The 24460-nt window shown below is 39.9% G+C and carries 20 protein-coding genes; 7 read left to right on the forward strand and 13 right to left on the reverse strand.

The window, feature by feature from the left end:
* The first annotated feature begins 548 nt into the window (after nt 1–548).
* A complete protein-coding gene (locus JWQ54_RS13990) occupies nt 549–1964 on the forward strand; it encodes a glycoside hydrolase family 125 protein (RefSeq protein WP_299585694.1) in 1416 nt (471 codons plus the stop codon).
* Between the two features lie 338 nt (nt 1965–2302).
* Nucleotides 2303–2479: a histone H1 gene (locus tag JWQ54_RS13995; RefSeq protein WP_299585696.1), complete on the forward strand. Its 177-nt coding sequence runs from the start codon at nt 2303–2305 to the stop codon at nt 2477–2479.
* 108 nt (nt 2480–2587) lie between these two features.
* Here JWQ54_RS13995 and dapA read toward each other — a convergent pair whose 3' ends face one another.
* From dapA to ligA, 5 genes are all read right to left on the reverse strand, one after another.
* On the reverse strand, nt 2588–3469 hold the full coding sequence (gene dapA / locus JWQ54_RS14000; RefSeq protein ID WP_299585697.1) for a 4-hydroxy-tetrahydrodipicolinate synthase: 882 nt from the start codon (nt 3467–3469) through the stop codon (nt 2588–2590).
* Nucleotides 3470–3578: 109 nt separating this feature from the next.
* Entirely contained in the window at nt 3579–4331 is a 753-nt protein-coding gene (locus tag JWQ54_RS14005; RefSeq protein WP_299585699.1) for a chromate transporter, read from the reverse strand.
* Nucleotides 4332–4333: 2 nt separating this feature from the next.
* Nucleotides 4334–4699 (reverse strand): chromate transporter, encoded by a 366-nt coding sequence (locus JWQ54_RS14010; protein ID WP_299585701.1) that lies wholly within the window; start codon nt 4697–4699, stop codon nt 4334–4336.
* A 167-nt stretch (nt 4700–4866) separates the two neighbouring features.
* A complete protein-coding gene (locus tag JWQ54_RS14015; RefSeq protein WP_299585703.1) occupies nt 4867–7320 on the reverse strand; it encodes a DUF5686 and carboxypeptidase regulatory-like domain-containing protein in 2454 nt (817 codons plus the stop codon).
* Nucleotides 7321–7742: 422 nt separating this feature from the next.
* Nucleotides 7743–9758, reverse strand: a complete 2016-nt coding sequence (gene ligA, locus JWQ54_RS14020) for an NAD-dependent DNA ligase LigA (RefSeq protein WP_299585705.1) — start codon at nt 9756–9758, stop codon at nt 7743–7745.
* A gap of 134 nt (nt 9759–9892) precedes the next feature.
* Here ligA and JWQ54_RS14025 point away from each other — a divergent pair, with 134 nt between their 5' ends.
* On the forward strand, nt 9893–10198 hold the full coding sequence (locus JWQ54_RS14025) for a hypothetical protein (protein ID WP_299585707.1): 306 nt from the start codon (nt 9893–9895) through the stop codon (nt 10196–10198).
* Nucleotides 10199–10945: 747 nt separating this feature from the next.
* Here JWQ54_RS14025 and JWQ54_RS14030 read toward each other — a convergent pair.
* The 3 genes from JWQ54_RS14030 to JWQ54_RS14040 all read right to left on the reverse strand — a co-directional run bounded on the left by JWQ54_RS14030 (nt 10946) and on the right by JWQ54_RS14040 (nt 15053).
* On the reverse strand, nt 10946–11326 hold the full coding sequence (locus JWQ54_RS14030; protein WP_299585709.1) for a hypothetical protein: 381 nt from the start codon (nt 11324–11326) through the stop codon (nt 10946–10948).
* A 215-nt stretch (nt 11327–11541) separates the two neighbouring features.
* Nucleotides 11542–12462 carry a DUF6263 family protein gene (locus JWQ54_RS14035; protein ID WP_299585711.1) on the reverse strand — a complete coding sequence of 307 codons (921 nt, stop codon included), beginning with the start codon at nt 12460–12462 and terminating at the stop codon, nt 11542–11544.
* An 827-nt stretch (nt 12463–13289) separates the two neighbouring features.
* The gene (locus JWQ54_RS14040) at nt 13290–15053 is read right to left on the reverse strand and encodes a DUF885 domain-containing protein (protein ID WP_299585713.1); all 1764 of its coding nucleotides are present in this window, start codon (nt 15051–15053) and stop codon (nt 13290–13292) included.
* Between the two features lie 201 nt (nt 15054–15254).
* On the opposite strand from JWQ54_RS14040, the gene JWQ54_RS14045 reads away from it, so the two are divergent.
* The gene (locus tag JWQ54_RS14045; RefSeq protein WP_299585715.1) at nt 15255–15728 is read left to right on the forward strand and encodes a DinB family protein; all 474 of its coding nucleotides are present in this window, start codon (nt 15255–15257) and stop codon (nt 15726–15728) included.
* Nucleotides 15729–15766: 38 nt separating this feature from the next.
* On the opposite strand, the gene JWQ54_RS14050 is transcribed toward JWQ54_RS14045, so the two are convergent.
* Nucleotides 15767–17056 (reverse strand): alpha/beta hydrolase, encoded by a 1290-nt coding sequence (locus JWQ54_RS14050; RefSeq protein WP_299585717.1) that lies wholly within the window; start codon nt 17054–17056, stop codon nt 15767–15769.
* Between the two features lie 321 nt (nt 17057–17377).
* Between JWQ54_RS14050 and JWQ54_RS14055 the strand changes: the two genes are divergently transcribed.
* Nucleotides 17378–17755: a hypothetical protein gene (locus JWQ54_RS14055; protein WP_299585719.1), complete on the forward strand. Its 378-nt coding sequence runs from the start codon at nt 17378–17380 to the stop codon at nt 17753–17755.
* Nucleotides 17756–17870: 115 nt separating this feature from the next.
* Nucleotides 17871–19043, forward strand: a complete 1173-nt coding sequence (locus JWQ54_RS14060; RefSeq protein WP_299585721.1) for a GAF domain-containing sensor histidine kinase — start codon at nt 17871–17873, stop codon at nt 19041–19043.
* Between the two features lie 72 nt (nt 19044–19115).
* On the opposite strand, the gene JWQ54_RS14065 is transcribed toward JWQ54_RS14060, so the two are convergent.
* A complete protein-coding gene (locus JWQ54_RS14065) occupies nt 19116–19499 on the reverse strand; it encodes a DUF3037 domain-containing protein (RefSeq protein WP_299585723.1) in 384 nt (127 codons plus the stop codon).
* Nucleotides 19477–20274, reverse strand: a complete 798-nt coding sequence (locus tag JWQ54_RS14070) for a HipA family kinase (protein ID WP_299585725.1) — start codon at nt 20272–20274, stop codon at nt 19477–19479. The genes JWQ54_RS14065 and JWQ54_RS14070 overlap by 23 nt, the downstream gene beginning before the upstream one ends.
* A 353-nt stretch (nt 20275–20627) precedes the next feature.
* Between JWQ54_RS14070 and JWQ54_RS14075 the strand changes: the two genes are divergently transcribed.
* Nucleotides 20628–23075 carry a TonB-dependent receptor gene (locus JWQ54_RS14075; protein WP_299585727.1) on the forward strand — a complete coding sequence of 816 codons (2448 nt, stop codon included), beginning with the start codon at nt 20628–20630 and terminating at the stop codon, nt 23073–23075.
* 18 nt (nt 23076–23093) lie between these two features.
* Here the strand turns inward: JWQ54_RS14075 and JWQ54_RS14080 are convergent, their stop codons facing one another.
* Both JWQ54_RS14080 and JWQ54_RS14085 read right to left on the reverse strand, forming a co-directional pair.
* Nucleotides 23094–23474, reverse strand: a complete 381-nt coding sequence (locus tag JWQ54_RS14080) for a DUF1634 domain-containing protein (RefSeq protein ID WP_299585729.1) — start codon at nt 23472–23474, stop codon at nt 23094–23096.
* An 84-nt stretch (nt 23475–23558) separates the two neighbouring features.
* Nucleotides 23559–24395, reverse strand: a complete 837-nt coding sequence (locus JWQ54_RS14085) for a sulfite exporter TauE/SafE family protein (protein WP_299585731.1) — start codon at nt 24393–24395, stop codon at nt 23559–23561.
* Nucleotides 24396–24460: the final 65 nt, after the last annotated feature.

Consider the following 24460-nt stretch of genomic DNA (forward strand, 5'->3'; position numbering starts at 1 on the left):
TACAGCTTATTTGTTTGGTTAAGCATTTTATTAAACATCATATTGATTTTTCTTAGCTGGTTTATTAGCAAAACAAAATCTGTTATAAAGAAAGCTAAATAATACTAACTACATAGCTGCAGGCTTGAATAACAGTAGTTATTACAATTAAATAAAAACCTTCCTGTCCTCGCAAGGTCTCTCCAATGCTATTAAGTTAAGGAGAACGTTGGCTATAACTAACCACATAACAATGTCCAAATGCCCTACCTAAATCCTCCCCGGCAGGGCGGACTTAAAAAAGTGCGAAGCTAAAGTCTCCCCAACCGGGGGAGATTTAGAGGGGGCTACCAGGCTTTTGCGGAGAATCACATTTGTGTTTTCCCTTAACTTAATAGCATTGAAGGTCTCTCGGAGAGGCCCCTGCGATGGATGAAGCTTTACGGAGGTAGTTTCCCTGCGGCAAGATTGCCTGAAAGAGGCCCCGTATCACAGAAATTTAAATATTAATTAGCCTTTCGTATTCCGTACAGCTTTTTTATTTTTACCGCTTACCAATTGAAAACACTATGCTATCCCGAAGAAACTTTATCAAAATAAATGGCGTAACTACTGCAGGTATTGGCCTTGGGCTTAAACCCGCCTGGTTTGCAAACGCAGCTTTTGAAAGCAAACGCCCCAAACTAAGTGACCGAAAGTTTACCAGCAAGGCAGTTGAGGCTACTATTAAAAGTGTAAAGGCTGCTATTAAAGATCCTGAGCTGGCATGGCTGTTTGAAAATTGCTATCCCAATACTTTAGACACTACGGTAAACTATTCTGAAAAGAATGGACGGCCTGATACTTTTGTGATCACCGGCGATATAAACGCTATGTGGATGCGCGATTCATCTGCACAAGTATGGCCGTATTTGCCGCTGATAAAAAATGACCCGGAACTAAAGAACCTGATCAAAGGTGTGCTTAACCGCCAGGCCAGCTGTATTTTAATTGATCCTTATGCCAACGCTTTTAACGCAGGCCCTACCGGCAGCGAATGGGATACTGATCGCACCGACATGAAACCTGAGCTTCATGAGCGTAAATGGGAAGTAGACTCTCTTTGTTACCCGGTACGGCTGGCCTATAACTACTGGAAAATAAGCGGTGATACCAGTTTTTTTGACGTGAACTGGCAAAAAGCGGGCAAAGCGATTGTAGCAACCTTTAAAGAGCAGCAACGCAAAAATGGCAAGGGCCCATATCATTTCCAAAGGAAGACCGAAGTGTCAACTGATACCGCACCATTGAGCGGTTACGGTAATCCTGTTAAGCCTGTTGGTTTGATCTGTTCCGTATTCCGCCCGAGTGATGATGCTACGATTTATCCGTTCCTGGTGTCATCCAATTATTTTGCTGTGGTAAGCTTATACCAGATGGGCGAAATGTATGAGCATATAGGTAATGATAAAGCTACTGCCGCAACTTGCAAAGCATTAGCGGCTGAGGTAGCCCACGCATTGCAAAAGTATGCTACTGCACAGCACCCGGTATATGGTAAAGTACTGGCTTATGAGGTTGATGGTTACGGCAATCAGCTATTTATGGATGATAGTAATGTGCCAAGCCTGCTGGCACTGCCGTATCTTAATGCAATATCTGAACACGACCCGCTGTACCAGAATACACGCAGGATGGTATTGAGCACAGCTAATCCTTACTTTTTTAAAGGGACAGCAGCCGAGGGCATTGGCGGACCGCATGTTGGCTTAAATTATATCTGGCCAATGAGCATTATTATGCGCGCGCTAACCTCAACTGATAAAGCTGAGATTGCAAAATGCATAAAATGGCTTAAAAATACTCATGCAGGCACCGGTTTTATGCACGAATCATTCAATAAGGATAATGCAGCAGATTTCACCCGGAAATGGTTTGCCTGGGCAAATACTTTATTCGGCGAATTAATAATTAAAGTGCATAAATATTACCCTGATATTTTGTAAAAAATAAAAATTTGTGTTTTAATGCTAATATTTCAGTGTGGATAAAATTGAAATATTGAATAAGAAATTGCCATAACATTTTCTTGTTTTCAATAATTGTGAACTTTGTATTAAAATACTGTAAAATTACGCACTTATATAATTTGTATATTGAACTTATTAAATATATGTTTTATTGTATTTTATAAAAAAAATAAGTGATTTGATGTGAAAATGTTGAAAAAAACCACTTTAAAGGCATTATTTTTCTTTCTTAAAAATTTTTAATTAAGAAAAAACATTTTAGATTAGCTTCATAAAACAATAAACCTCAATATTAAAAAAAAGGAGTAACTGAAATGAAAAAATTTAATGAAGTAAAAGAACTAGTGGCGTCTTTGGAAGCAGATGCTGACAAATTTTACAACAAGGGCAACAGCGCAGCTGGTACCCGTGTAAGAAAAGGTATGCAAGACCTCAAAAATTTAGCACAAGCAATTCGCCTTGAAGTGCAAGAGGCAAAAAACCAAGCCTAAGTAAAAGAAAAAATATTCTTTACTTTATTAAAAACCCGTTACGATACGTTCGTAACGGGTTTTTTAGTTGGTTATATTTTCAGGTCATTGCAATGACCTGAAGGAATTTTATCCGGTTATTTTCTTTGTTTCTGCTATAATTTTTTCTGCTGTGCCGCTGCTAACCTGTACCAATGGTAAACGTACAGTATCGCCGCAGACGCCCAAATGTTTAAGTGCAGTTTTTACTCCGGCAGGGCTGCCTTCAACAAACATTAAACGCGTAAAATCAATTAACTGCGAATGCGTTTTTTGTGCCGATTTAAAATCGCCGGCAAGGCAGGTTCTGATCATGTCAGACATTTGCCTTGGTAAAGCATTTCCAACAACAGATATGACACCCACACCACCTAACGCTATCATTGGCAAACTAATAGGATCATCGCCTGAGATCAGCAGGAAACCTTCCGGTTTATCGCGCGCTATCTGGTTAAGCTGGTCAAAATTACCCGACGCTTCTTTAATGGCTATGATATTTTTAAAGTCGTTCGCCAATTTTATAGTTGTTTCAGCGCTTATATTGCTGCCTGTACGACTGGGCACATTATATAATATAATTGGCAATTTCGAAGCTTCGGCGATTGCTTTATAATGCTGATAGATACCTTCCTGGGTTGGTTTATTGTAATGCGGGCTTGCCGATAATATGGCATCGTACCCTGCGATATCAAAACTTTTTATTTGCTCAACAACTTCGTGTGTATTGTTACCGCCAATGCCTGCAACCAGGTTAATACGGCCATTAACAGCCTTTGAAGTAAATTCCCAAACCTTCTTTCGCTCATCATTGCTCAGGGTTGCGCTTTCACCGGTTGTTCCCAATGAAACTATGTATTCCAACCCTCCATCAATTAAATAGTTGATGAGCTTTCCTAAAGCCTCGTAATCAACCTGTCCGTCTGCCTGAAAAGGAGTAATTATTGCAACCCCAGTTCCGTGAAATTTATTCATATTATTTATTAAAGGGTGCTAAGATAATAAATGTTCATAGTTGATGATTCATCGTTCATGGTTTTTTTACAGACAGAGGGTAAAGCGAAATCTGCTTTTAGCGAAATAATTAAACTAACAGTAAAAGATAGCCCGCTAATGATCCGCCCAGCACAATAAAAGCGCTATTGATCTTTCTGAATTTTAAGAGAATAAAAATGCTGGAAACGGCTATCAATATTGTTCGCCAGTTATTAATACCATCTTTTCCCAGTTGATAACAAACAAGCAGGATCAGTGCTATTGATGCTACATTAACGGCATTTAAAAATGCAGCAAATAATTTTGAGCCCCTCATTTTACGAACCAATGGGTTTAGTAAAGCCACAAACACAAATGACGGAAGAATGATTCCTATTGTTGATATAATGGCCCCGCTGATCCCGTTGATTTGGAAGCCGATAAAAGTAACAGCTGAGAAAACAGGTCCGGGAGTAAACTGACCCACAGCAATGGCATCAATTAACTGCTGGCGGGTTATAATGCCCTTTGCAACCAACTCTGAATCAAGAAAGGCAAACAGAACATAACCGCTGCCATACAGAATAGCGCCAATCTTTAAAAATGATAAAAACAAGCTCATATTCACCTGGCTAAAAAAACCGCTGTTTCCGGGTATAAAAAGTGGCATAAAAGTGACAGCAGTGTTTATTCGTTTCAGCCTTATGGCAGCCAGCCCCATTGCTGCAAAACCTGCCCCGAATAATACGAAGATCTCTGAATAGCCCAGCCAGCTTAATATTAAGGCGATAATCCCAATAATGCCCAGTTCAACAGTTTGAATGGATTTTTTGGCAAGCGGGTATATTGCCGCCAGGATCACAGCTATAATTGCGGGTTTAATACCATAAAAAAAGGCTGAATTTGCGGTACTTGCCCATAGCTTTTATACAGCCATGCTAAAGTGCCGGTTATTAATACAGCCGACATAATAAAACAAAACCCTGCAATTATAAGCCCTCTCCACCCTCCGCGTTCATGGCCTACATGGATAGCCATTTCGGTGCTGTTTGGGCCCGGTATAAGGTTTGTAGCGCCAATCAGGTCAAGAAAATGCTGATCTGTTAGCCATTTCTTTTTGATAACTACTTCCTGGTGCATCATTGCGATATGCGCAGCCGGACCTCCAAAGGCTGTAGTACCTAATTTCAGAAACAATAGTGCAATTTCCCTAAGCCTGGTTTCTTTCATCCCGACAAATATCAAAAGTTAAGGTTTAGTTATCATTAAATACTTTAATATTTAAAAAGATAGTTTTCAAAGCAGCATTGCCTCCAGATAGATGGTCTGTGAGGATACAAACCACGGGTTAGTTGGCAGTATTCCGGCTGTAAACTATGAACCATCAACTGAACCAATCAAAAGCTCACCCCGATCCTGATAGCTGAATTTGTATTGCTGCCACTGTTAAACGATTTACCATACATAAGTCTGAAGCCAAGATACTGCACGCCAACGCCTAGCTCTGTATAATTTTTCAGGGTAGGGGTCGACAGGTAGTTGACGTCTACAATTTCCTGGAGTTTCAACTTCCTTATCAACGGGATCTTATTAAGGAAAAAGCCGGAGAAATTTTGTTCCAAATGGCCTTCGATATATTTAGTATAGGTGCTGTAGGTGTAATAGTTAAGCAGTAAAAAACGATTGATGCCGGTACCGGTAAACAATACCTGGTTGCCGGCAAATTGCTTGTAGTCAGGGTAAAAAACACTGTTGTTATTTAAAAATTTACCTGCACCAATAAAAAAAGATGTTTGGCCAAATACACCGGCATTAATATTTGATTTGGAGATATCGGCAGTAAGCAAATCGTAATCAACATCAGAACCAAAGAGGCTTTTAATTCCTTTGGTATAGGTTAAGCCGATTGTTGGATATTTTGACGGCAGATACCTTCTCCCGGTAGGGTAAGTTTCATACTTGTCGCTAAAATCATAAGTTGTACGCACCGACACCTTGAATGATTGATTATCAGTAAAAAGCGGACTACCGAAGGCTGGTGTAAATGGATTGTTTGAAGTGTATTCCCTATTGCCCGGGTTAAAAAAGCTGTAGTTTGATGTGTTATTGAGCGATTTCCTGTCGGCCCATTCAGCATAGCCGCTTGCCATCCATCCACCGGTAATGCGTTTGCTTGCAGATACTGATACATATTGCTTTTGATAAAGCTTTTCGTAGTTCTGCCGCTCAAACAAACTGTAAACCGAGTTAATTAATGGTGAAATAGGGGTGTAATTATTAAGGTCGACTATTTCAGAGCCTGCATTAAAGCCCAGGTTATAAGAGCCTGCAGGTACCCCGGCGTACACATTGCCGGTTAATTTATGGTCAGAAAATCCGTAACCCGCTTTTGCGCCAATAACTAAATATTTATTGGTTGTACTGTCAATCTGCTTGCTGAATGACGCTCCATAGTTGATATTAAAGCCCTGTACGGTATTAAACCTGATAGATGGTAAGATAGCATCAAGGTTATAATATTCATGATCATAACGGTTAGCGTGACGGTAATTTTTGTATGCGAGGTCGGGTAGGCTGAATTTATTATTTTCCTTATCAAGCGAGTCGAGATATTGTTTTGATTCACGCTTTTTAGCCAGCACTGCCTTTTTTGTATAATCTGTTTTTTCTTCTTCGGTTAGCGGAACAGGTCTTTCATTTGCCCAATAGGCTGAATCTTTTTTATTACTCCCTTTGGTAACCCGCATTACTTCGTTAAACTGTTTTTTATTTAGGCTGGGATTAAGGTCATAATCTTTATAAACCGAAATAAAATATCCCCCAATCTTAAAGCTCAGTAAACCGCCAGTAAACTCAAATTTAACCGATGATGGCATCCATGCCTGCGGGTTGACCGGGAAAAACTGCTCGCTTACCTTTAGTGTATCAACAAAGTTTATATTTTGTTTTTTGGTGATAAAAAGGTCAAGTCCATAAATGCGCCAACTATCCTCCAGGATATAAATATACCCCTGGAAACAGGCATCGTAGCTGCGTTTAGGGATAACCTTTATCTTATCAACAGTTTCACCGTTTTCTGTTGTAACGCCTATGTATTTATAGTTGTAATAAAACATGGCATTATCTGCAATGGGTGATACCAGCGGGCGCAGGCTTAAGCCGCCCCAGTTTTGTATGTTCTGGTAAAAATTAACCTGGATATCAGACGCGCGGTTATAACTAAATGCCTGGTTACTGCCCGATACTTTTGACGAGATGAGTTCCTCGTGCACCTTATCGGGCTTCATAAAACTGTATTTAGATTCAGATTCCGAAAGGTAAACAATACCCCTGCGGTTGGAGTCGAGGCCCATCTCGCGGGTAGCCTTCTGCACATCAAAGCCCAGGAACTTTTTAGGGGCTGCCAATAGCTTTTGCAAACCTTTTATATAAACCTCACAGGTGTAAGCATCAACTTCGTTTAGGTGGCTTTTGCGTTTCTTTATCGCCTTGCGGATTATTGCATAAGCAGGGTCTTCGCTGCCTGCTTTAACAACCACATCGCCAATCTGGTAGGTTTCGGTTTGTAAAACAATATTAATCGATTGGTTTTTGTTCAGCTCAATTTTACGGTTTTGCTGCTGGTAGCCAACCGCTTTGTATTGCACATCATAAGTGCCGGGTTTTAATTGCAGGCCGTATTCGCCTTCGCTATTTGCTGATGTGCCTTTGGTTGTATTTTTTATGTAGATGCTGGCAAACGGAATAGCTTTATTGTGCTCGTCAGTGATCTTGCCGCTTATGGTAACCTGTTGTGAAAATACACTTAGACTGATGATTATACAAAGGGTGAAAGGTAGAATGAATTTCATTTAGATGGTTTTACGCTAAGTTCAAATAATTTTATTGAACCTAAATGGGCGTTTTAGTTAATTATTGTTAAAGACGCTTTGATGATGAAAAGCTACAGGTGTTACACTTAAAGGCATAAAAAATTATGCGGTGTTTAATTAGTGTAAAGAATAAACCAGGATGGAAAATGGGAATAAGATATATTAAAGGATATAATAATATACGGAAAAATAAAAGCCTCCTCACACTCGCTGCTTGGAGGCTTTAACCTAAACCTTATCACAATAGGCAGGCAGGAAGCCCGCCATATGAAGCCGCTAATATAGAAGTTTATATATTAATATGGAAATTTTTTGCGTTAAATTGACACAATAGATGCATAAATATCTGTTTATGTCAAAACACTAACCAAAAGTTAAATTAACATGAATTAAAGTTATGCTTAACTTATCATTTCAAGCAAATCTGCATCGCTTATAATAGGAATATTTAATTTTTGGGCTTTCTCTAATTTAGCGTGGCCCATATTATCGCCGGCCACCAGGTAGTTCAATTTGGCCGAAATGCTGCTTAATATTTTACCGCCATTCTGCTCAATAATATCCTTCAGCTCATCCCGCGAGAATTTTTCAAAAACACCCGATATAATAAAACTTTGACCGCTAAGCTTTTCACTGGCAAGGTTTAACTCTTTCTCCTCAGTTACAAACTGCAGGCCGTAATCTTTTAGTTTTTGAATCTCGTCTTTATAACTTTGATTGCTAAAGTATTCAATAATACTTAGCGCAATACGTTCGCCGATTTCTTCTGCGGCTATCAGCTCATCAAAAGTGGCAGCCATAAGGTTGTCAATATTTTTAAAATGGACCGCCAGCTTTTTAGCTACTGTTTCGCCAACATACCGGATGCCGAGTCCAAACAGCACTTTCTCAAAAGGCATCTCTTTTGATTTTTCGATACCGTCCAGCATGTTATTGATGGATTTTTCGCCAAAGCGGCCCATCTTCTTTAACTCCCCGCTATGTGTATTAAGTCCATAAATATCACTTATATGGCTTATAAACTTATTTTGGTACAGCGTTTCAATGGTTTCGTCGCCAAGGCCATCAATATTCATGGCTTTGCGGCTTATAAAGTGCTGCATTTTGCCAACTATCTGCGGATGGCAGCCCTCATCATTAGGACAATAGGACGCTGCTTCGCCTTCCTTGCGGATCAATAGCGTGCCGCAAACCGGGCAATGGGTAATATAATGTATGGCTTTTGCTGAGGGATCGCGTTTGTCAAGGTTTACGCTGATGATCTTTGGGATGATCTCGCCGCCTTTTTCTACAAATACCCAATCATGCTCATGTAGCTTCAGGCGTTTTTCAATTTCATCGGCATTATGCAGCGTTGCCCGTTTAACGGTAGTGCCGGCAAGTTGTACCGGTTTTAAATTGGCAACAGGAGTAACCGCCCCGGTGCGGCCAACCTGGTAGCTAACACTCAGCAACTCGGTTTGCACCTGCTCGGCCTTGTATTTATAGGCAATAGCCCAGCGTGGCGATTTCGCCGTAAAGCCAAGCTCATGCTGCTGGGCATAACTGTTCACCTTTATTACTATGCCATCAATATCATAACTTAAATCAAAGCGCTTTTTATCCCAGTAGTTAATAAAGTTAAAAACCTCATCAATAGTGCCGCATAATTTACTGTGCTCATTGGTATGAAACCCCCAGCTTTTTACAGCCTGCAAGCTTTCCCAATGGGTTCTAAACAAAAGCTTTTCGGTGTAAAGAAAATATAGGAAACAATCCAGCGGACGGCGTGCCACTTCGGCTGAATCCTGCATTTTTATGGTTCCCGACGCAAAGTTACGGGGGTTAGCATAAGTCATCTCGCCATTTTCCAACCGTTCATTATTTAACCGCTCAAAAGCTTTCAGGTGCATAAACACCTCGCCGCGGATCTCAAACTGATCCGGGTAATTACCGCCTTTTAATCGTTTAGGGATGGTGTTAATGGTGCGTACGTTGGTGGTAACATCATCTCCCTGGATGCCATCGCCACGGGTAACTGCACGTACCAGGTTGCCATTTTCGTATGTAAGGCTCATGGATAAACCATCAAACTTTAACTCGCACACGTACTCAAAATTATCGCCGATAGCTTTACGGATGCGCTGGTCAAAATCAATCAGTTCCTGCTCATTATAAGTATTGCCTAATGACAGCATTGGCCACCTGTGCCTAACGGTAACAAAATCTTTGGTGATATCGCCGCCTACCTTTTGGGTGGGCGAATCAGGGTCGGCAAATTCGGGAAACTGCTTTTCGAGCGCGTTCAGTTCTTCCAGTTTTTTATCGAAATCAAAATCGGCAATAGTAGGCATTGCCAGCACATAATAATTGTAATTGTGCTGTTTTAATTCAGACGAAAGGGATTCAATTCGGGTTTTTGCTTCGGCCGGTGACATATAAGCGAAGATAAGTTTTAATTTGAAAATTTGGCGACGTGTTGATTTGAAAATGGAAGAATTGAATTTTTAATGTTTTTTTAAACCCTCGCAGTTCTGCATCGTCTTAATAAAAAAACAAAATAAATTTTACTATGAAAAAGTACGGAAGGGTATTAATGCTGGCATCAGCTATATCATTGTTTGCGGTGGCAAGCAGTAGTGCACAAGTTATTGTAAGGGCACGTTTGGGTCGTCCGCGGACAGCCGTTGTGGTTCGCCCAGCGCGTCCTACACCGCGCCATGTTTGGGTTTCAGAAGAATGGGCTCCATCCGGCAGAACTTATGTATACCGTCAGGGTTATTGGGCTCAGCCGCCACGTCCCCGTGCCGTTTGGGTAGAAGGTCGTTGGAGACATAGCCACAGGGGATATGTTTGGGTTAATGGCTATTGGAGGTAGGGCCCCAGGCCCTAAAGGGGAGTGAAAATAGCCTTTGCCTATAAAGCTTAGGCTATTTTTAGTTTATATACTGGAAAGGCTCGTGTAGCTTAGCTTGTTTATATGACAGTACCTTGTGGCAGCGGGAGATAAAGTCTTTATCCCGGCAGTGTAAAAATTGTTTAAAATTCTAACTAAGCATTATAATAAAATTACCTATAGGTAAATAAATCTGAGTACTAGTATAATTACAATTAATAATATACAGGTTATTAAAATTATCAAATTTTCCTTTTCTTCAGAAACAAAAGCTCGTAAAAGTGCAGCAACTAACGAATATCCCATAAATATATAAAAAAATGAAATATGATAAACATGTTTATTTAATAGCGGGAATGTTAAATACAACGCGCAAACCGCAAAAATTAGCTTATAACTGAAATTTATAATTTCCTTTTTCATTCTTTAATTTTTCACATGAATTCTCTCGCTGCGCAAGGTCCCCGGCTTGTGGCCCATATGCTAAGTACCCAACTGATAAGTAATCGATAGAAAAGCTTTTAGTTAAGGTTAAGTTTTTAAAAGTACAAAATTTGGTTGTATTTTAAGTGGTGGATTAGCCTACAGATTATTTGTCCTGTAGGCTACTTTGCTTGTTGGCTACCTGTCCTGCGGGCCACAAGCCGGGGACGTATGCGAGAGCGGGGTTATTTGTTCATTAAAGCAGTCGTTGCGCAAGATCCACGTTAAGCGTACACCAGTAACATATTATTCTAATTTTTCGTAGTAATGATCCCGATCAATATCTAAAATTATTTTGGGCATTCCAAAATTTATTCTTTTAATAGAAGTTCGATAGCCAGCTTTTCCATATCTATAATTGTAAGTCAATTCGATTTCTGTTCCACCGAGCGTATAAAATATTTCATATGACCCTATACCCCAATAATTACTAAAAAATTGATTGTTTTTTAAAAGCGTTAAGGTGTCTGGAGCATACGGAATTTCAACCCGATTGGGGGTATAATGATAGTTTTGATTAATATATATTCCTGTCAGCATTCCCTTGGTAAAGAAATTATTATAAGCACAACATATTACAAATGTAACAACCGTTATCTTACTTACTAATATCAGTTTTCTTTTCATTTAGCGAAAAATAAATATGTTTAATAGGTTGTTGTTTCCCCGCTGCCGCAATCGTTTCCGGCTTGTGGCCCGTATGCTAAGCACTCAACTGATAAGTAATTGATAGAAAAGCTTTTAGTTAAGGTTAAGTTTTAAAAGTACAAAATTTGGTTGTACTTTAAGTGGCGGATCAGTCTACAGGTTGTTTGTCTTGTAGGCTACTTTGCGGGGCCTGCTTACTTCCCCGTAGTATTCACGTCCGTATTAAACGTCATCGGTATCGTCATTCCACCAGGAACCTGTGGGTTATCAAGGATCTGCATATCACCCATCATTACCTGTTTCATTTTTACCTCGTTGATCCATCCGGTAGTTTTATCAACTCTTATATCAGATATTAATGAGCCATTAAGATTATATTTTACGGGCAAGCCATTTATCTGCACCGGTCCGGCGTTTTTATCTGTAATTATTGTGCCTTCGCCATGAATAAGGTAGGTTCCCTCAATTATATCGGCTAATTGGTAATTTATAGTAACAGCAGCTTTTGCCGGACTTTCAAGCTGCGTTTTAACCGTCCATTTATCTTCTTTGGCAACCGGTACATCAGGAAAAATGGCAGTCCCCATTTCTATGCTGCCTTTGAAGGCATTTGGCCCGAATGATTGCATAAACTGTGCTTTAACCTGTTCTTTTTTAGCTGCATCAATCTGCGGAAAGCTTTCCATTGCTGCCGATACCATTTTATCAATATTTTGTACCGATTTTATTTTACCGGTTTTGGTCATTTCAAGGTTAAAAGGCTTGTTCATCATGGCAGCAATAATTGAGGAGGGCACGTCCTGTGGATCGTTCTTTTTTGAATCCAGGTCGATGTTATTGCCTGCTATTTCCATTTTCATGCTAAGCGCCTGGTAGCTCACTTCCATGTTGTATACAGTATCAGCTATGCTGATCACTTTAAACGCCATCCTGAAATTGAAGGCCAGGTTAACCTTGTTTTGCTGGCCACTTACCGTTTGTACAATGGCTGAATTGGCATTTGTAGTAAGGTAATAAGTGTTGCCCTTTGTTAAATTTAATGCAGGTTTAAACTTTTGCGCATGGCAATAGTTTACAGCAATAAATAGCAGCGGCATATATAGAAGATGTTTCATTATTTTGATTTGGTTGCGCTAAGATAACAAACTATGAGTTTAGCCTTACCAAATGACGATTATAAACAAGGGAGAGGGCGCATTATACCAGGACAGCTTTGAATAAAATAAGAATAGCCAGGCTCTCAACCCCGGCTATTCTGAAATAAGTATTATCATTAATTTTCACTCGGGTTCTTATACGGGGAGTAATAAATTAAGGTTTCAAAAAAATAAAAAAACTCCTGCTATTTCGGCAGGAGTTTATAACTATGGTATTTTGCCACAAAAAAAATATATGACCCTATTAATACAGGGTTTTATTTTTTATCATGTTGATGCCAGTTCTTACGATAAAAAACACTGGAACTGCCTGTATAGCTATCCCTATAATTGCAAGTGTGCTCATGATAATGCCAATTTGAGAGTGAATGGAAAATGTATAATAATTTATTATAATATAAACGCAAAAATCATACCTTTCTGTATAAAAGTGCCTCCCTGCAAGTTGATTGGAATGTTTATTTTTTTTGAGAAAAGCGGCGAGTGAGAATAATGGGAAATGTGCGCAATAAATTCCCCAAAACAGGGTAATTATTACGCGGTTGACTTAAAATAAAATCGTGCCATTTATAATATTGTGAGCTTTTTTGAGAAAAAAAATATTCACTAACTGTATGTGGTGTAATGTAATTATAAATTAATTTATTATTTATTGAAAATTAAATATGCAAATCAGCTTTTAATTATCGCAATATAGCATTTATAAGATGCAATTTTTGTACCAGTAGCTGGGGTGTATAATTTAATAAGCAAAAGCTGTTCACTTTATACTGCTCAATAGTAAACTATTTTCCACTTATACTACCAATAACTGGTCCTTTAGCCAGCATGGATTCCTTTATATATTTTACCGGGGCATTGCCGTAGCTTAAAAACTTCTCGTTAAATTCTTTTAATTTATATTTTTCACCCATTTTCTTTTTGTAGGCTTCCCTCAGGTCCATTATTTCTTTATAACCTGTAAAGTAGCTATCCAGCTGTACGCTGCTTACACTTACCCTTTTCCATTTCCCCTCGGCTTCTGCCTGTTGCTGAAAAGCTTCGTGCGTGAGCAGTTTTAAGGCATCCTGCCGTGTCATATTTTGTGAGTGAACACTATAATCTAAAATGGTGTTACAAACCGAGCGCAGATGCCATTTATACCACATCAGCCTCATCTCGGGCTCATCGCCGCCAAAACCATTATCCAGCATCATTTCTTCGCTATAAACGGCCCAGCCTTCAACCATGGCGCCATTGCCAAATACCGATTTAATAATACTCGGCGATTTATTGGCATATATCAATTGCACATAGTGACCAGGTATAGCCTCGTGGATACATAGGATCTGTAACGTATAATTGTTATACTCGCGTAAATAGCTTTCGGCCTTATCTGCAGGCCAATTAGCCAGGCTGCCTACATTGAAATAGGAATTGCCCTCTTTGTCGTACGGTCCGGGCGAACTCATGGATGCACCTGCTACACCTGCCATATAACCCGGTTCTTTTCGTACCACCAACGGCCTTGAAGGATCGAGCGTTACGAGGTCTTTTGATTTTACAAAAGCCGTAAGCTTAGGGATCTGTTTTTCAATTGCCGACTGGAATTCACCCTGTTCAGCATGCTTTGAAGATAGCGTATCTATTACCTGTGCAATCATATTCAAAGAATCGGCAGGCAAAGGTTTAGTGCCAAAATATTTGGGCCATAGCTTTTTGCTGATCTTTGTCATCTCGCGGTGCAGGTATTTTTTGCGTTCAACTGCGGCATTAAAGATCTGCTGCGCGTTGTATTCCGACTGGATCTCGTACTTAAATTTTGATTCATAAAGATCTTTACCCAGTTTAAAGCCACGCGGCTTGTCGTTCTTTAAAGCTTTCAGCCATGCGGCATAAGCTTTTATGGCATCGGCAGAAATGCGGGCACGGTCTAACATTTGTTTTTGCTCGGCCTGCGGTATAGTTGATTTTTTTAATGAATCGGCAAAGTCTTTTTCAAATACGCCAACTCCGCCAAGGTGCTGATCGGCAGCCAGGCTGGTAAGTTCGGCAACAGGATTTTTTATCTCTTTTTCTGCCGCTTTATAATAAAGCGGGATGTTGGTCATTCTTTGATAAAAGCTGCGCAGCCGTTTATTAAGCGGTGCATAATGCTCATTAAGGATGTAAGCAAATGTGCTGATAACATTGTACTGCGACGGATCCCACTGATATGCTTTTAATTGCTGCAGGTTCCATTCTATTAATTCCATCTGGTTTTGCATCATGTGATAATCCATCCGGTTAGCATCTGATAGTGTATTAACATCAAACCTGCTTAATGAATCTATCTGTACCTTGGCATAGGTCATCATCTTATCCCTGCTTTTATCATCAGGCACAAGCAGTAAGCTATCATATTTATGGTAGCCAACCGAGGTTGCCCAGTCGGGGTTTAGTTTCCATAAACCTTCCAAAAAAGAGTTTTCATAAACAGCAAATGCAGTGTCGTCCTTGCCTTGCAAGGGGCCTGCGGATGAGGCGTCTTTTTTACATCCGATAAGGACCGAGTAAATAAGACAGGCCATAAATAATAGTTTTTTTATCACCGGGGGATCTGTTTAATATTAAGTTGATAAACTTAAAACATTTAGCCGAAATAAATTAAAAGAATCTAATTACATCTATATAACTTTTACAAATAAGGCTGTAAAGGGCTGCAAACTATAACCGTTGAATTTTTCTCAACCAATTTTGATAATATTTGTTAAGTTATAAATTTTAGCAAAATGGATAATCAGCATAAAACATTAGTAAGCGAACTAACCAAATTACTGCTTGGCGGCAATGCACACGCCTCATTTCAAGATGCCATAAAGGGGCTAAACCCCAGGCTGCGGGGTGTAAAGCCCGATAATATGCCTTATAGCATTTGGCAACTGGTTGATCATATCCGCATAGCACAATGGGACATGCTGCAGTTTAGTAAAGACGCCGACCACAAATCGCCAAATTGGCCCGACGAATACTGGCCAAAAGAAAGTGAGCCTGCTGGTGATGATGCCTGGAACGGTTCAATAGAGCAAATAGAAAGTGATTTAGACGAATTTATTGAGCTGTTGGAGCACAGCAACATCTATCAGCCTTTGGAACATGGTGTTGGACAAACTATATTAAGCGAAGCCTTACAAATAGCCGATCATAATTCATACCATATAGGCGAGATAGTTGCTGTAAGAAGGATTTTGGGTGATTGGAAATAGCCTCACCCCACCCTCCCCAAAGGAGAGGTTTTTTATATCTACCGCACCTTATTTATAAATTCCACAATCCCGGGTATAAGTTCGGGCTTTAAGGGGAGCTCCGGTTTACTGTAGGTTGCCACATTTTGCTCATCATCAGCAGGGGCATCTTTTAGAATATGGTTCATGTTTTTTATTTCAAGGAGTATGGCATCTGATTTTGCTTTTTTTAACTTTTGCCCGCTCTCAGCAGCAACAATTTTATCTGTAGTGCCCTGGATAATTAATACAGGTACTTTTATTCTTTTTATACCTTTTAAGGGCTCATACCTGCATAACGACATTATGAGATTCTGAATGCTTGGCCTGGCAATATAATATAAGGCCGGGTCAATGTTCGGAGTGGTTTTACCCTTTTTCAGGCTGTCCATAAATGCTTTAAATTCATCCTGTTGAAACAACGGCTTTGACTTTAATTGATCGGTAAGTACTTTATCAGCTTTTTCTGCATTCCATTCGGCACTTATAAAGCCTTTAACCGGCGAATCATTTACCGCTAATGCTGCAACCAATGCGCCTTCTCCATGCCCAAAGAATATAACTTTTGAAAACCGGGGATCATCATTTAACATATTGGCAAGGCCCATGGCATCATCACTATAATCCTCAACCCGCAATTCTGACTCTTTGCCTTTTGTCATACTTTCACCAACAAGGCGTTTATCATAGCGAACGGAAGCTATCCCGTTTTTACCCAGGTCATTGGCCAGTATTTTATAAGTATTGGCTGATATACCTGTTTTTTCATTATTGCCATTTCTGTCTGTAGGGCCGGCATCAGCTATAATTAAAACGACCGGAATTTTCCCCGACGGATTTTTAGGAATAACCAATGAGCCCGATATGGTGCCCGTTAAGGTTTTTAATAATATAGGCGTTTCATCCAATGAGGGATCAAATGTTATATCTCGTGAGGTTTTATCTTCAGTATATGGGCTTAATAGCAGGCCGGTTAATTTATTTTGTGCGTTTAAAGCAATGTTCAGTAAAAAAGTATTGTTTTGAAATGTAGCCTTGTATACTGCAAGCGATTGGCTGATCCTTACAAAATCGGTTTTTATAAGGTTGCCGTATTGCGATTTTAACTGAACCGTTGTTGGTTTAAAATTATCTATCGGTAAAGCCGTTTTCATTTCGGAGCTAAACATGCTGAAAATGCTATCCGGCTGATCATGATTATAATACTGTGTAAATTTGGTTAAAGTGGCAGCGTAGTTGGCAGGCTCTGCCTGTGCCATAGCTTTTACCGTTAATATTAGGGCAGCAACAAAAAATATAATTTTCTTCATTTAAGTATGGTCAGAAAGGGAAATTTGCAATCCCGAAATTAGTAAAAATCACGCAGCTTTTGCTTATTTCAATCAAATTACCATGTGAAGGTTAATAATGCTATAGTTGCAATTTTGGTAGTGGAATGCCAAGCTAATTACTTTCTATGAAGAAACGAGTTTTGGTCGCGTAAAAAAAAGGCCTTAAACGGGTATCCGCAATTAAATTTCGCATTTCCAGATTGAAAAACATCCGGATTCCGGCATCAAACCATTCCGCAATCAGCGCTCCGCATTCCGCAATTAACTCAAACATTTCCGGCCATTTTGCATTCTACAAATATGGAATTAAGTACGCAGGTTGCCTGGCTGTTTTTATTGGCTATCCCAATAGCCTGTATAGCATGGACAGTAACCCACGAGGAAGTTTTCAGGGAGCCACGGGAGTATTGCCTAAACCGCTGTAACAACGCTAAAACCCTTGCCGGGCGAAAATTCTTTTACCTGTTTACCTGCGAGTATTGTTTTAGCCATTATGTAACCATCATCATGCTTTTCATCACCAACTATAAACTATTATTTACCGACTGGCGCGGCTACCTCATTGCTGGTTTCGCACTGGTATTTGTAGCCAATGTTTATATGAGCCTGTTCGCCCTGGCACGCGTTGATTTAAAGAAAGTACGTTTGGAAGCTGAGAATGAGGAAGGGAAAAAATAGGCTATGCGGATTTCAACTACGGTTGAAAGTTTGATTTATTTAGCACATTAAATGCAAATTTAGAGCTTAAATAAGCGTATTATTGTATTAGGTAAAAAATTAAATTAATAAGAGTTTGTCAAGTATTCAGCAAGATGTTGAAGATATAAGCAGCATCCCGATAGTACCAAAATTACTGGAAGTTATTTGCCGTACCACAGGCATGGGTTTTGCGGCCATTGCCAGGGTTACCGAAGAAAAATGGGTAGCCTGCAGTGTGCGCGATGAAATAGCATTCGGACTTGAACCGGGCGGGGAATTAAAGTTGGAAACAACTATTTGCCATGAGATAAGGCAAAACGGAAATGCGGTTATTATTGATCATGTTGATAAGGATGAAACCTTTTATAATCATCATACACCCGCTTTGTATGGCTTTCAAAGCTATATCTCTGTCCCAATATACCGTAAAGACGGCGTTTTTTTCGGCACACTTTGCGCAATTGATCCTAAACCAAATAAATTAAACACGATTGAGACTGTTGGCATGTTTAATTTATTTGCCGATCTGATCTCGTTTCATTTAAACGCAATTGAACAAGTAAACTTTGCCGAAACCAAACTTTTGCAAGAACGTAAAACAGCAGAACTGCGCGAGCAGTTTATTGCCATATTGGGCCATGATCTGTTAACCCCGGTTGGAGCAGTGCTAAACGTAGCACAATTGCTTTTACGGATGCCGATGGATGAACGAACCACCCGCCTTGCTCATATTGTACAGGATTCGTCATACAGGATGAAGGGGCTGATCGAAAATATTCTTGACTTTGCCCGCGGTCGCCTTGGTGAGGGTATTGTGCTGAATTGTAAGCCGGATGAACCGGTTGAAAAGATCCTTAATCAGGTGGTAACTGAATTGCAATTACTATGGCCCGGGATAATTATTGAAACAAGATTTAACCTTATCCAATCTGTTTGTTGTGATGGCAAAAGACTGGCACAGCTTTTCTCAAACCTTTTAGGTAATGCACTTACGCATGGTAAAAAAGACGGGGAAATAATGGTTGAAGCAACAAGCGCTAATGGCGGATTTACATTATCCATTATGAACGCCGGTGAAAAAATACCGGATGCTGCCATGGCGCGACTTTTTCATCCATTCTCCCGCGGTGAAGTTAAGCCAGGTCAGCAGGGTTTGGGGCTGGGTTTATATATTGCCTCAGAAATAGCCCGGGCGCATGGAGGCATTATCGATGTGGTTTCTACAGACGAGAACACCTGTTTTACTTTGCGGATGCCTGCTAATTAATAGTTATTATATTCGCTCTCCCGCTGTTGGTGTTGTCACCATAACCTGAATAATACTTTTAGATAACTTCCCTCACAACACCAACTGGTCAAACAACCTGCTGAGCGTTAGTAATGCATCTTCAGTCATCCCGGGATGAACTTTTGAGGTTTGCAGCACCGTGCTGCGGGTGGCGGTAAGCCAGCGAAAGCGCGAGGCAATATCCAGTTTGCCAATTGGCCCGGCTTCTTTATCACCCTGGCAAATACGCTCAAACGAGCACAGGTGTTCCTTTAGCTCCGCAACATCCAAACCGGTATAAAAGGCCTGCAGGCGTGCTTCGTCCAGCTGGTATTTTGTTTGGAGAAACTTTTGTTTGGCGCAATACAATATCACGCCTATATTCAAAAACTCCTCGCGCTCTACCCTGGGTACTACGCGGATAACGGCATATTCAAATAAGTGCTTCTGCTGCATTTTGTGCTTCTTTTACAAAAATTTCTGAATGTGCTATTCTTATCATTAAAAATTGGGTATATGCTTCACGGTATTGTTCCGGTGTTTCAAATGATGACTCTCCCGTAAGCCATTCATCGGGAATAAGGTCTACAATTGATCTGATGCGGTCTTCCGTCAATATAGCCCTAAATTCAACATCCGCTTCATCCAGCTGCGTGGCCTGTGGTAATAATACATGGTCTGCTACCTGTAAAAATGGCTTCTTTGCTGCTTCCTCCCAATTGTGCCACGAATGGTGAAAATACAAAGCCGCTCCATGGTCAATAAGCCAAAGCTCTTTATGCCACATCAGCATATTGGTGTTGCGCGGGGTGCGGTCAACATTGGTAAGCAGGCAATCAAGCCAAACTATTTGCGAAGCCAGTTGAGCATTAACAATGGTAGTCGCAGGATCGAAGGTAATAGCTCCCGAAAGATAATGCAATGCCAGGTTAAGGCCAACGCTGGCCTTTAACAGATCCTGTATTTCTTCATCAGGCTCGGTACGGCCAAAGGCTTCATCAAGATTGGCAAAAACTATTTCGGGTACTTTTAATCCGCAGGCACGGGCAATTTCGCCGCCTATCAGTTCGGCAATCAGCGCTTTCGCGCCCTGCCCGGCACCCCTGAACTTAAGCACATATAAAAATCCGTCATCAGCCTCGGCAATGGCAGGCAGCGAACCGCCTTCGCGCAATGGCGTCACGTAACGCTGCACATTAACAGTACGCAGCTGGGGTTTATTGTAGTTCATAAACAGGTGTTTTCATTAATATGCTGATGGCCGCTGTAAATTTACAGGAATAAAGAAAGTAATCAAATTGTGTAAAGTATTATGGATCAATAAATAACGCTTTCAAAATTAAAGTATTGAGCAATAGCAGTATCCGTTAAAAATGGTGTAACTAAATAACCAGTTTATTTGAGTTTTTGGTTAATTTGGGGTGAATAATTGGCTTAAAGCAAATTTTTAATATATGGTTTTGGCAACTTTTATAACCCACGTTTCGTTAAAATACACTTTTTAATCAAGTTAATTTTTGTTACTATGTTGTAGCGAATTTAATTTAAAGGTAAATTTATAGTAAATCTCTACAATATCTATTAATGAAGGTTATTCCCGGGTGCTTATTATCAGCGTTCTTTGCTGTTCTTTTTTTTAATGATGTGCATGCGCAGGTAATTCTTTCATCTATACAGGGTAAAGTAGTAACAGAAAGCCATACTTCGGCCGAATCAGCAACCATCATTTTATTAAAAGCACGCGATTCATCCATAATAAGCTCAACCATTATCGGCAAAAACGGGAAATATAGCTTTGATGAAGTTTTTCCTGATAATTACCTGCTGTTGGCAACATCCATTGGATACAATAAAATATATGCCGGCCCTTACCATCTTGAGCAGGATCAAACGCTTAAAGTAGCAGAAATTATATTAAAGCCATCAGCAAACCAGCTAAAGGAAGTTACCATAACAAGTACCAGGCCCGAAATTGAAGTAAGGCCGGGCAAAATTACACTAAATATCCCCAATAGTTTAACAGCAGAGGGTAACTCGGCCTTTGAAATATTGAGACAATCGCCGGGGGTACGTGTTGATAACAGTAACAACATAAGTATTATTGGGCGACAAAGCGCCTTAATTACTATTGACGGCAAAACAACAAACTTAACAGGCGAGGATCTGGTAGCTTACCTGCGCAGCATTCAATCAAACGTAATAGAAAAAATTGAACTTGTAACCAGCGGGTCGGCCAAATATGATGCATCCAGCGGTGGCATCATAAATATCGTATTAAGAAAAGGAAACAATATTGGCGCTAATGGTGCGGTTTCTGCTACGGTGGGTTATGGAAAATACTACAAAAGCAATATAGGCATAACCTTTAACGACCGTATGGACAAGCTTAACATATTCGGAAATTATAACTTTACTGCCGATAAAACCTTCCACAACTTTATAACAAGCAGAATAGTTGATTTCAATAATGTTATAAGCAATTATCATGTTGACTATAAGGGTATTCAAAAAACCGAAAACAATGCTTTTAACTTAGGGACCGACTATTTTATAACCCCTAATCAAACCATAGGATTTATAATAAATGGTTTTTCAAGGCAGGATGATTTTACAAAAGATAATACTTTAAAGATCAGTAACCAGGGTGTATTGGATTCAATAATCACAGCCGAATCAAAACTTGGACGGCATATCAGCAAAATAAACTATAATTTAAACTATAACGGGAAACTTGATAAAGCAGGCAGCACATTATCTGCTGATTTAAACTACACAGCATTTAGCCGTAACTCGGGGGAGTATATCACTAATAGTTTTTACGATGCGGATTTTAACGCTTATCGTAATCCGCAATTATTGGAAAACTTATCACCATCAAAAATTAAGATCTGGCTTTCAAAGCTTGATTTTAGTACACCCCTTTCAAAAAATTCTACTTTGGAGGCGGGGGCTAAATTCAGCCATGCATCCAGCAATAATGATTTGGTTTTTGGGCCCGAAGTAAACGGGGAATATGTGCCAAACCCCGACTTGAGCAATCATTTCTATTACACCGAAAATATAAATGCGGCTTACGTTAATTATCAAAATAAATTTAACAAGGTTTACCTTACCATGGGTTTACGCGGCGAGCAAACCAGTGCCAATGGCAATTCAGTAACTATGAATGCCAGGATAGACCGGAGTTATTTCAGTCTGTTTCCACAAGCTTTATTAATTTACAAAAAGAATGATAAAAACGATTTTTCATTAAGCTATAACCGTGGTATTACAAGGCCTGCTTATGAGGAAATTAATCCATTTTTATATTATGTTGATCCGTATGATTACAGGGCAGGCAATCCAAATTTAAGCCCTGAATATTCTAACTCAATTGAGCTATCACATACTTATAAGAAAACTATTACAACCAGCCTGTACACATCTATAATAAGCAATGCTTACGATTTTGGATTTTATGTGCAAAACGATAGTACAAAAGTAAGCGTAAAAACGCAAACGAATTTGGGAACAATTTATAATTATGGAATTAAGTTTTCGGCCCCTGTGGTATTTACCGCTTGGTGGAATGCTTACTTTCGTGTTGATGCATCCTATCAGCGGTATATTGCTTACCCTCAACACGGCAACCTTAATAAAGGTACGCAGGACATAATTTTTAACAGCATTCAAAGCTTTAAAATAAGTGAAACCATAACAGCTGTACTTTCAGGTGAATATGAATCGCCTAATTTTTATGGCATTAATCAAAATATGGCCCGATACCGGGTAGATGCTGGCATTGGCAAACAAATGTTTAATAAACGGGGGAGTTTAAGATTAAATGTTAGTGATATATTTAATACACTTCAGGATAGAGGCAGCATTAATTATCAGAACCTTAATTTTACTATAACTGATAAAGTAGAGAGCCGGGTAGCAAGGCTTACCTTTAGCTATCGTTTTGGAAAAACCTCGGTAAAAGCAACGGAAACCCATCGTACCGGTAACGAAGAGGAGATAAAGCGAATAGGCACAGGTGGTGGAAATTAAGACCTGTATTTTGTGAAATTATCCTGCATGACCGCTCATCATGCTTGTAAAAATTATAAGCAGTACCAGCAAGCTGATGCCAACGTACAAATAGTCCTTTTCAAGCACAAAGCCTATAGTTGAAAATATTACCCTTAAAATAGGTGTAGCAATTAATAGTATAATGCCCAATTGAATAATTGCCTGTCCCTTAAAGTTAAATGCTGCATTTACCAGGCTGCCCGGGCTTTGAAGAAAAGAAGGAATTCTGACGAACTTCTTATAATCAGGAATGGAATGTCCATGCCTGTACATAAAAATAATTCCGCCGAAAAAAACAATACTGATCGATACGATCATGCCGCCCCGCAGCACCCGCCCGATAAGTGATTGTATGTCTGTATCTTTAAATTTGCTCATGTTTGTTTAGTCAATGGTCTATAGTCCATGGACCATGGTTTTTTCTTACACCCATGGACTATAGACCATGGTCCATGGACTAAATTAAATTTTCCCCGTTATTCCGTTATAGATCATCTGCCCGGCTAAAAAGGATACTACAATGGCAAAAACCCATCTTAACCACCCGGACGATTGGGTATGAACCAGGATCTTCGACCCTGTAAAGGCGCCAAATAATACCCCGATGACAACCGGCATAACCAAGCCCGGACTTATATAACCGCGCTGCAAATAAACCACTGCACTTGCCGATGCGGTAACACCTATCATAAAGTTGCTGGTAGTGGTTGATACCTTAAAAGGGATCCGCATAATGGTATCCATCGCTATTACTTTTAACGCGCCCGAGCCAATGCCCAGCAGCCCAGAAATAGTGCCGGCAAAAATCATCATAACAAAACCGCCGCCTACCTTGCGCACGCTGTATTCAACTGTGCCACCGGCAGTAGGGTAGCTGCTGTTAAGCTTTAATTTTTCGGCAAGATAGCTTCTTTCAGAAGTTACATGTTCTGCTTTTTTTCTTAAGGATAGCAATGCCGATGCGGTTAATATCACTCCAAATAAAATGGCTATATAATGTGTTGGGATATAAATGGCGAGCATGGCGCCACACATGGCCCCGGCAGTGGTTGCTATCTCTAAAAACATGCCAAGCCGCATGTTGGTGATCCCTTCTTTTACATAAGCCGCAGCCGAGCCGGAGGAAGTTGCTATAACCGATACCAGCGATGCACCAATGGCATAATGGATATCAACATTAAGCAATAAAGTAAGCAGCGGGATAATTACAACACCCCCGCCCAAACCGGTTAATGAACCCAATAAACCCGCAAAGTACGAACCAATAAGTATAATAAGCGTAAAAAATATTACCGACATGCTACAAACAAAATAGGGCGCCGCTAAAGTAATAATAACTTTTTTTAAGCACTTACTTTAATGTT

Origin of the sequence: Mucilaginibacter sp. (assembly GCF_028288225.1) — a bacterium.
Lineage (GTDB): Bacteria > Bacteroidota > Bacteroidia > Sphingobacteriales > Sphingobacteriaceae > Mucilaginibacter.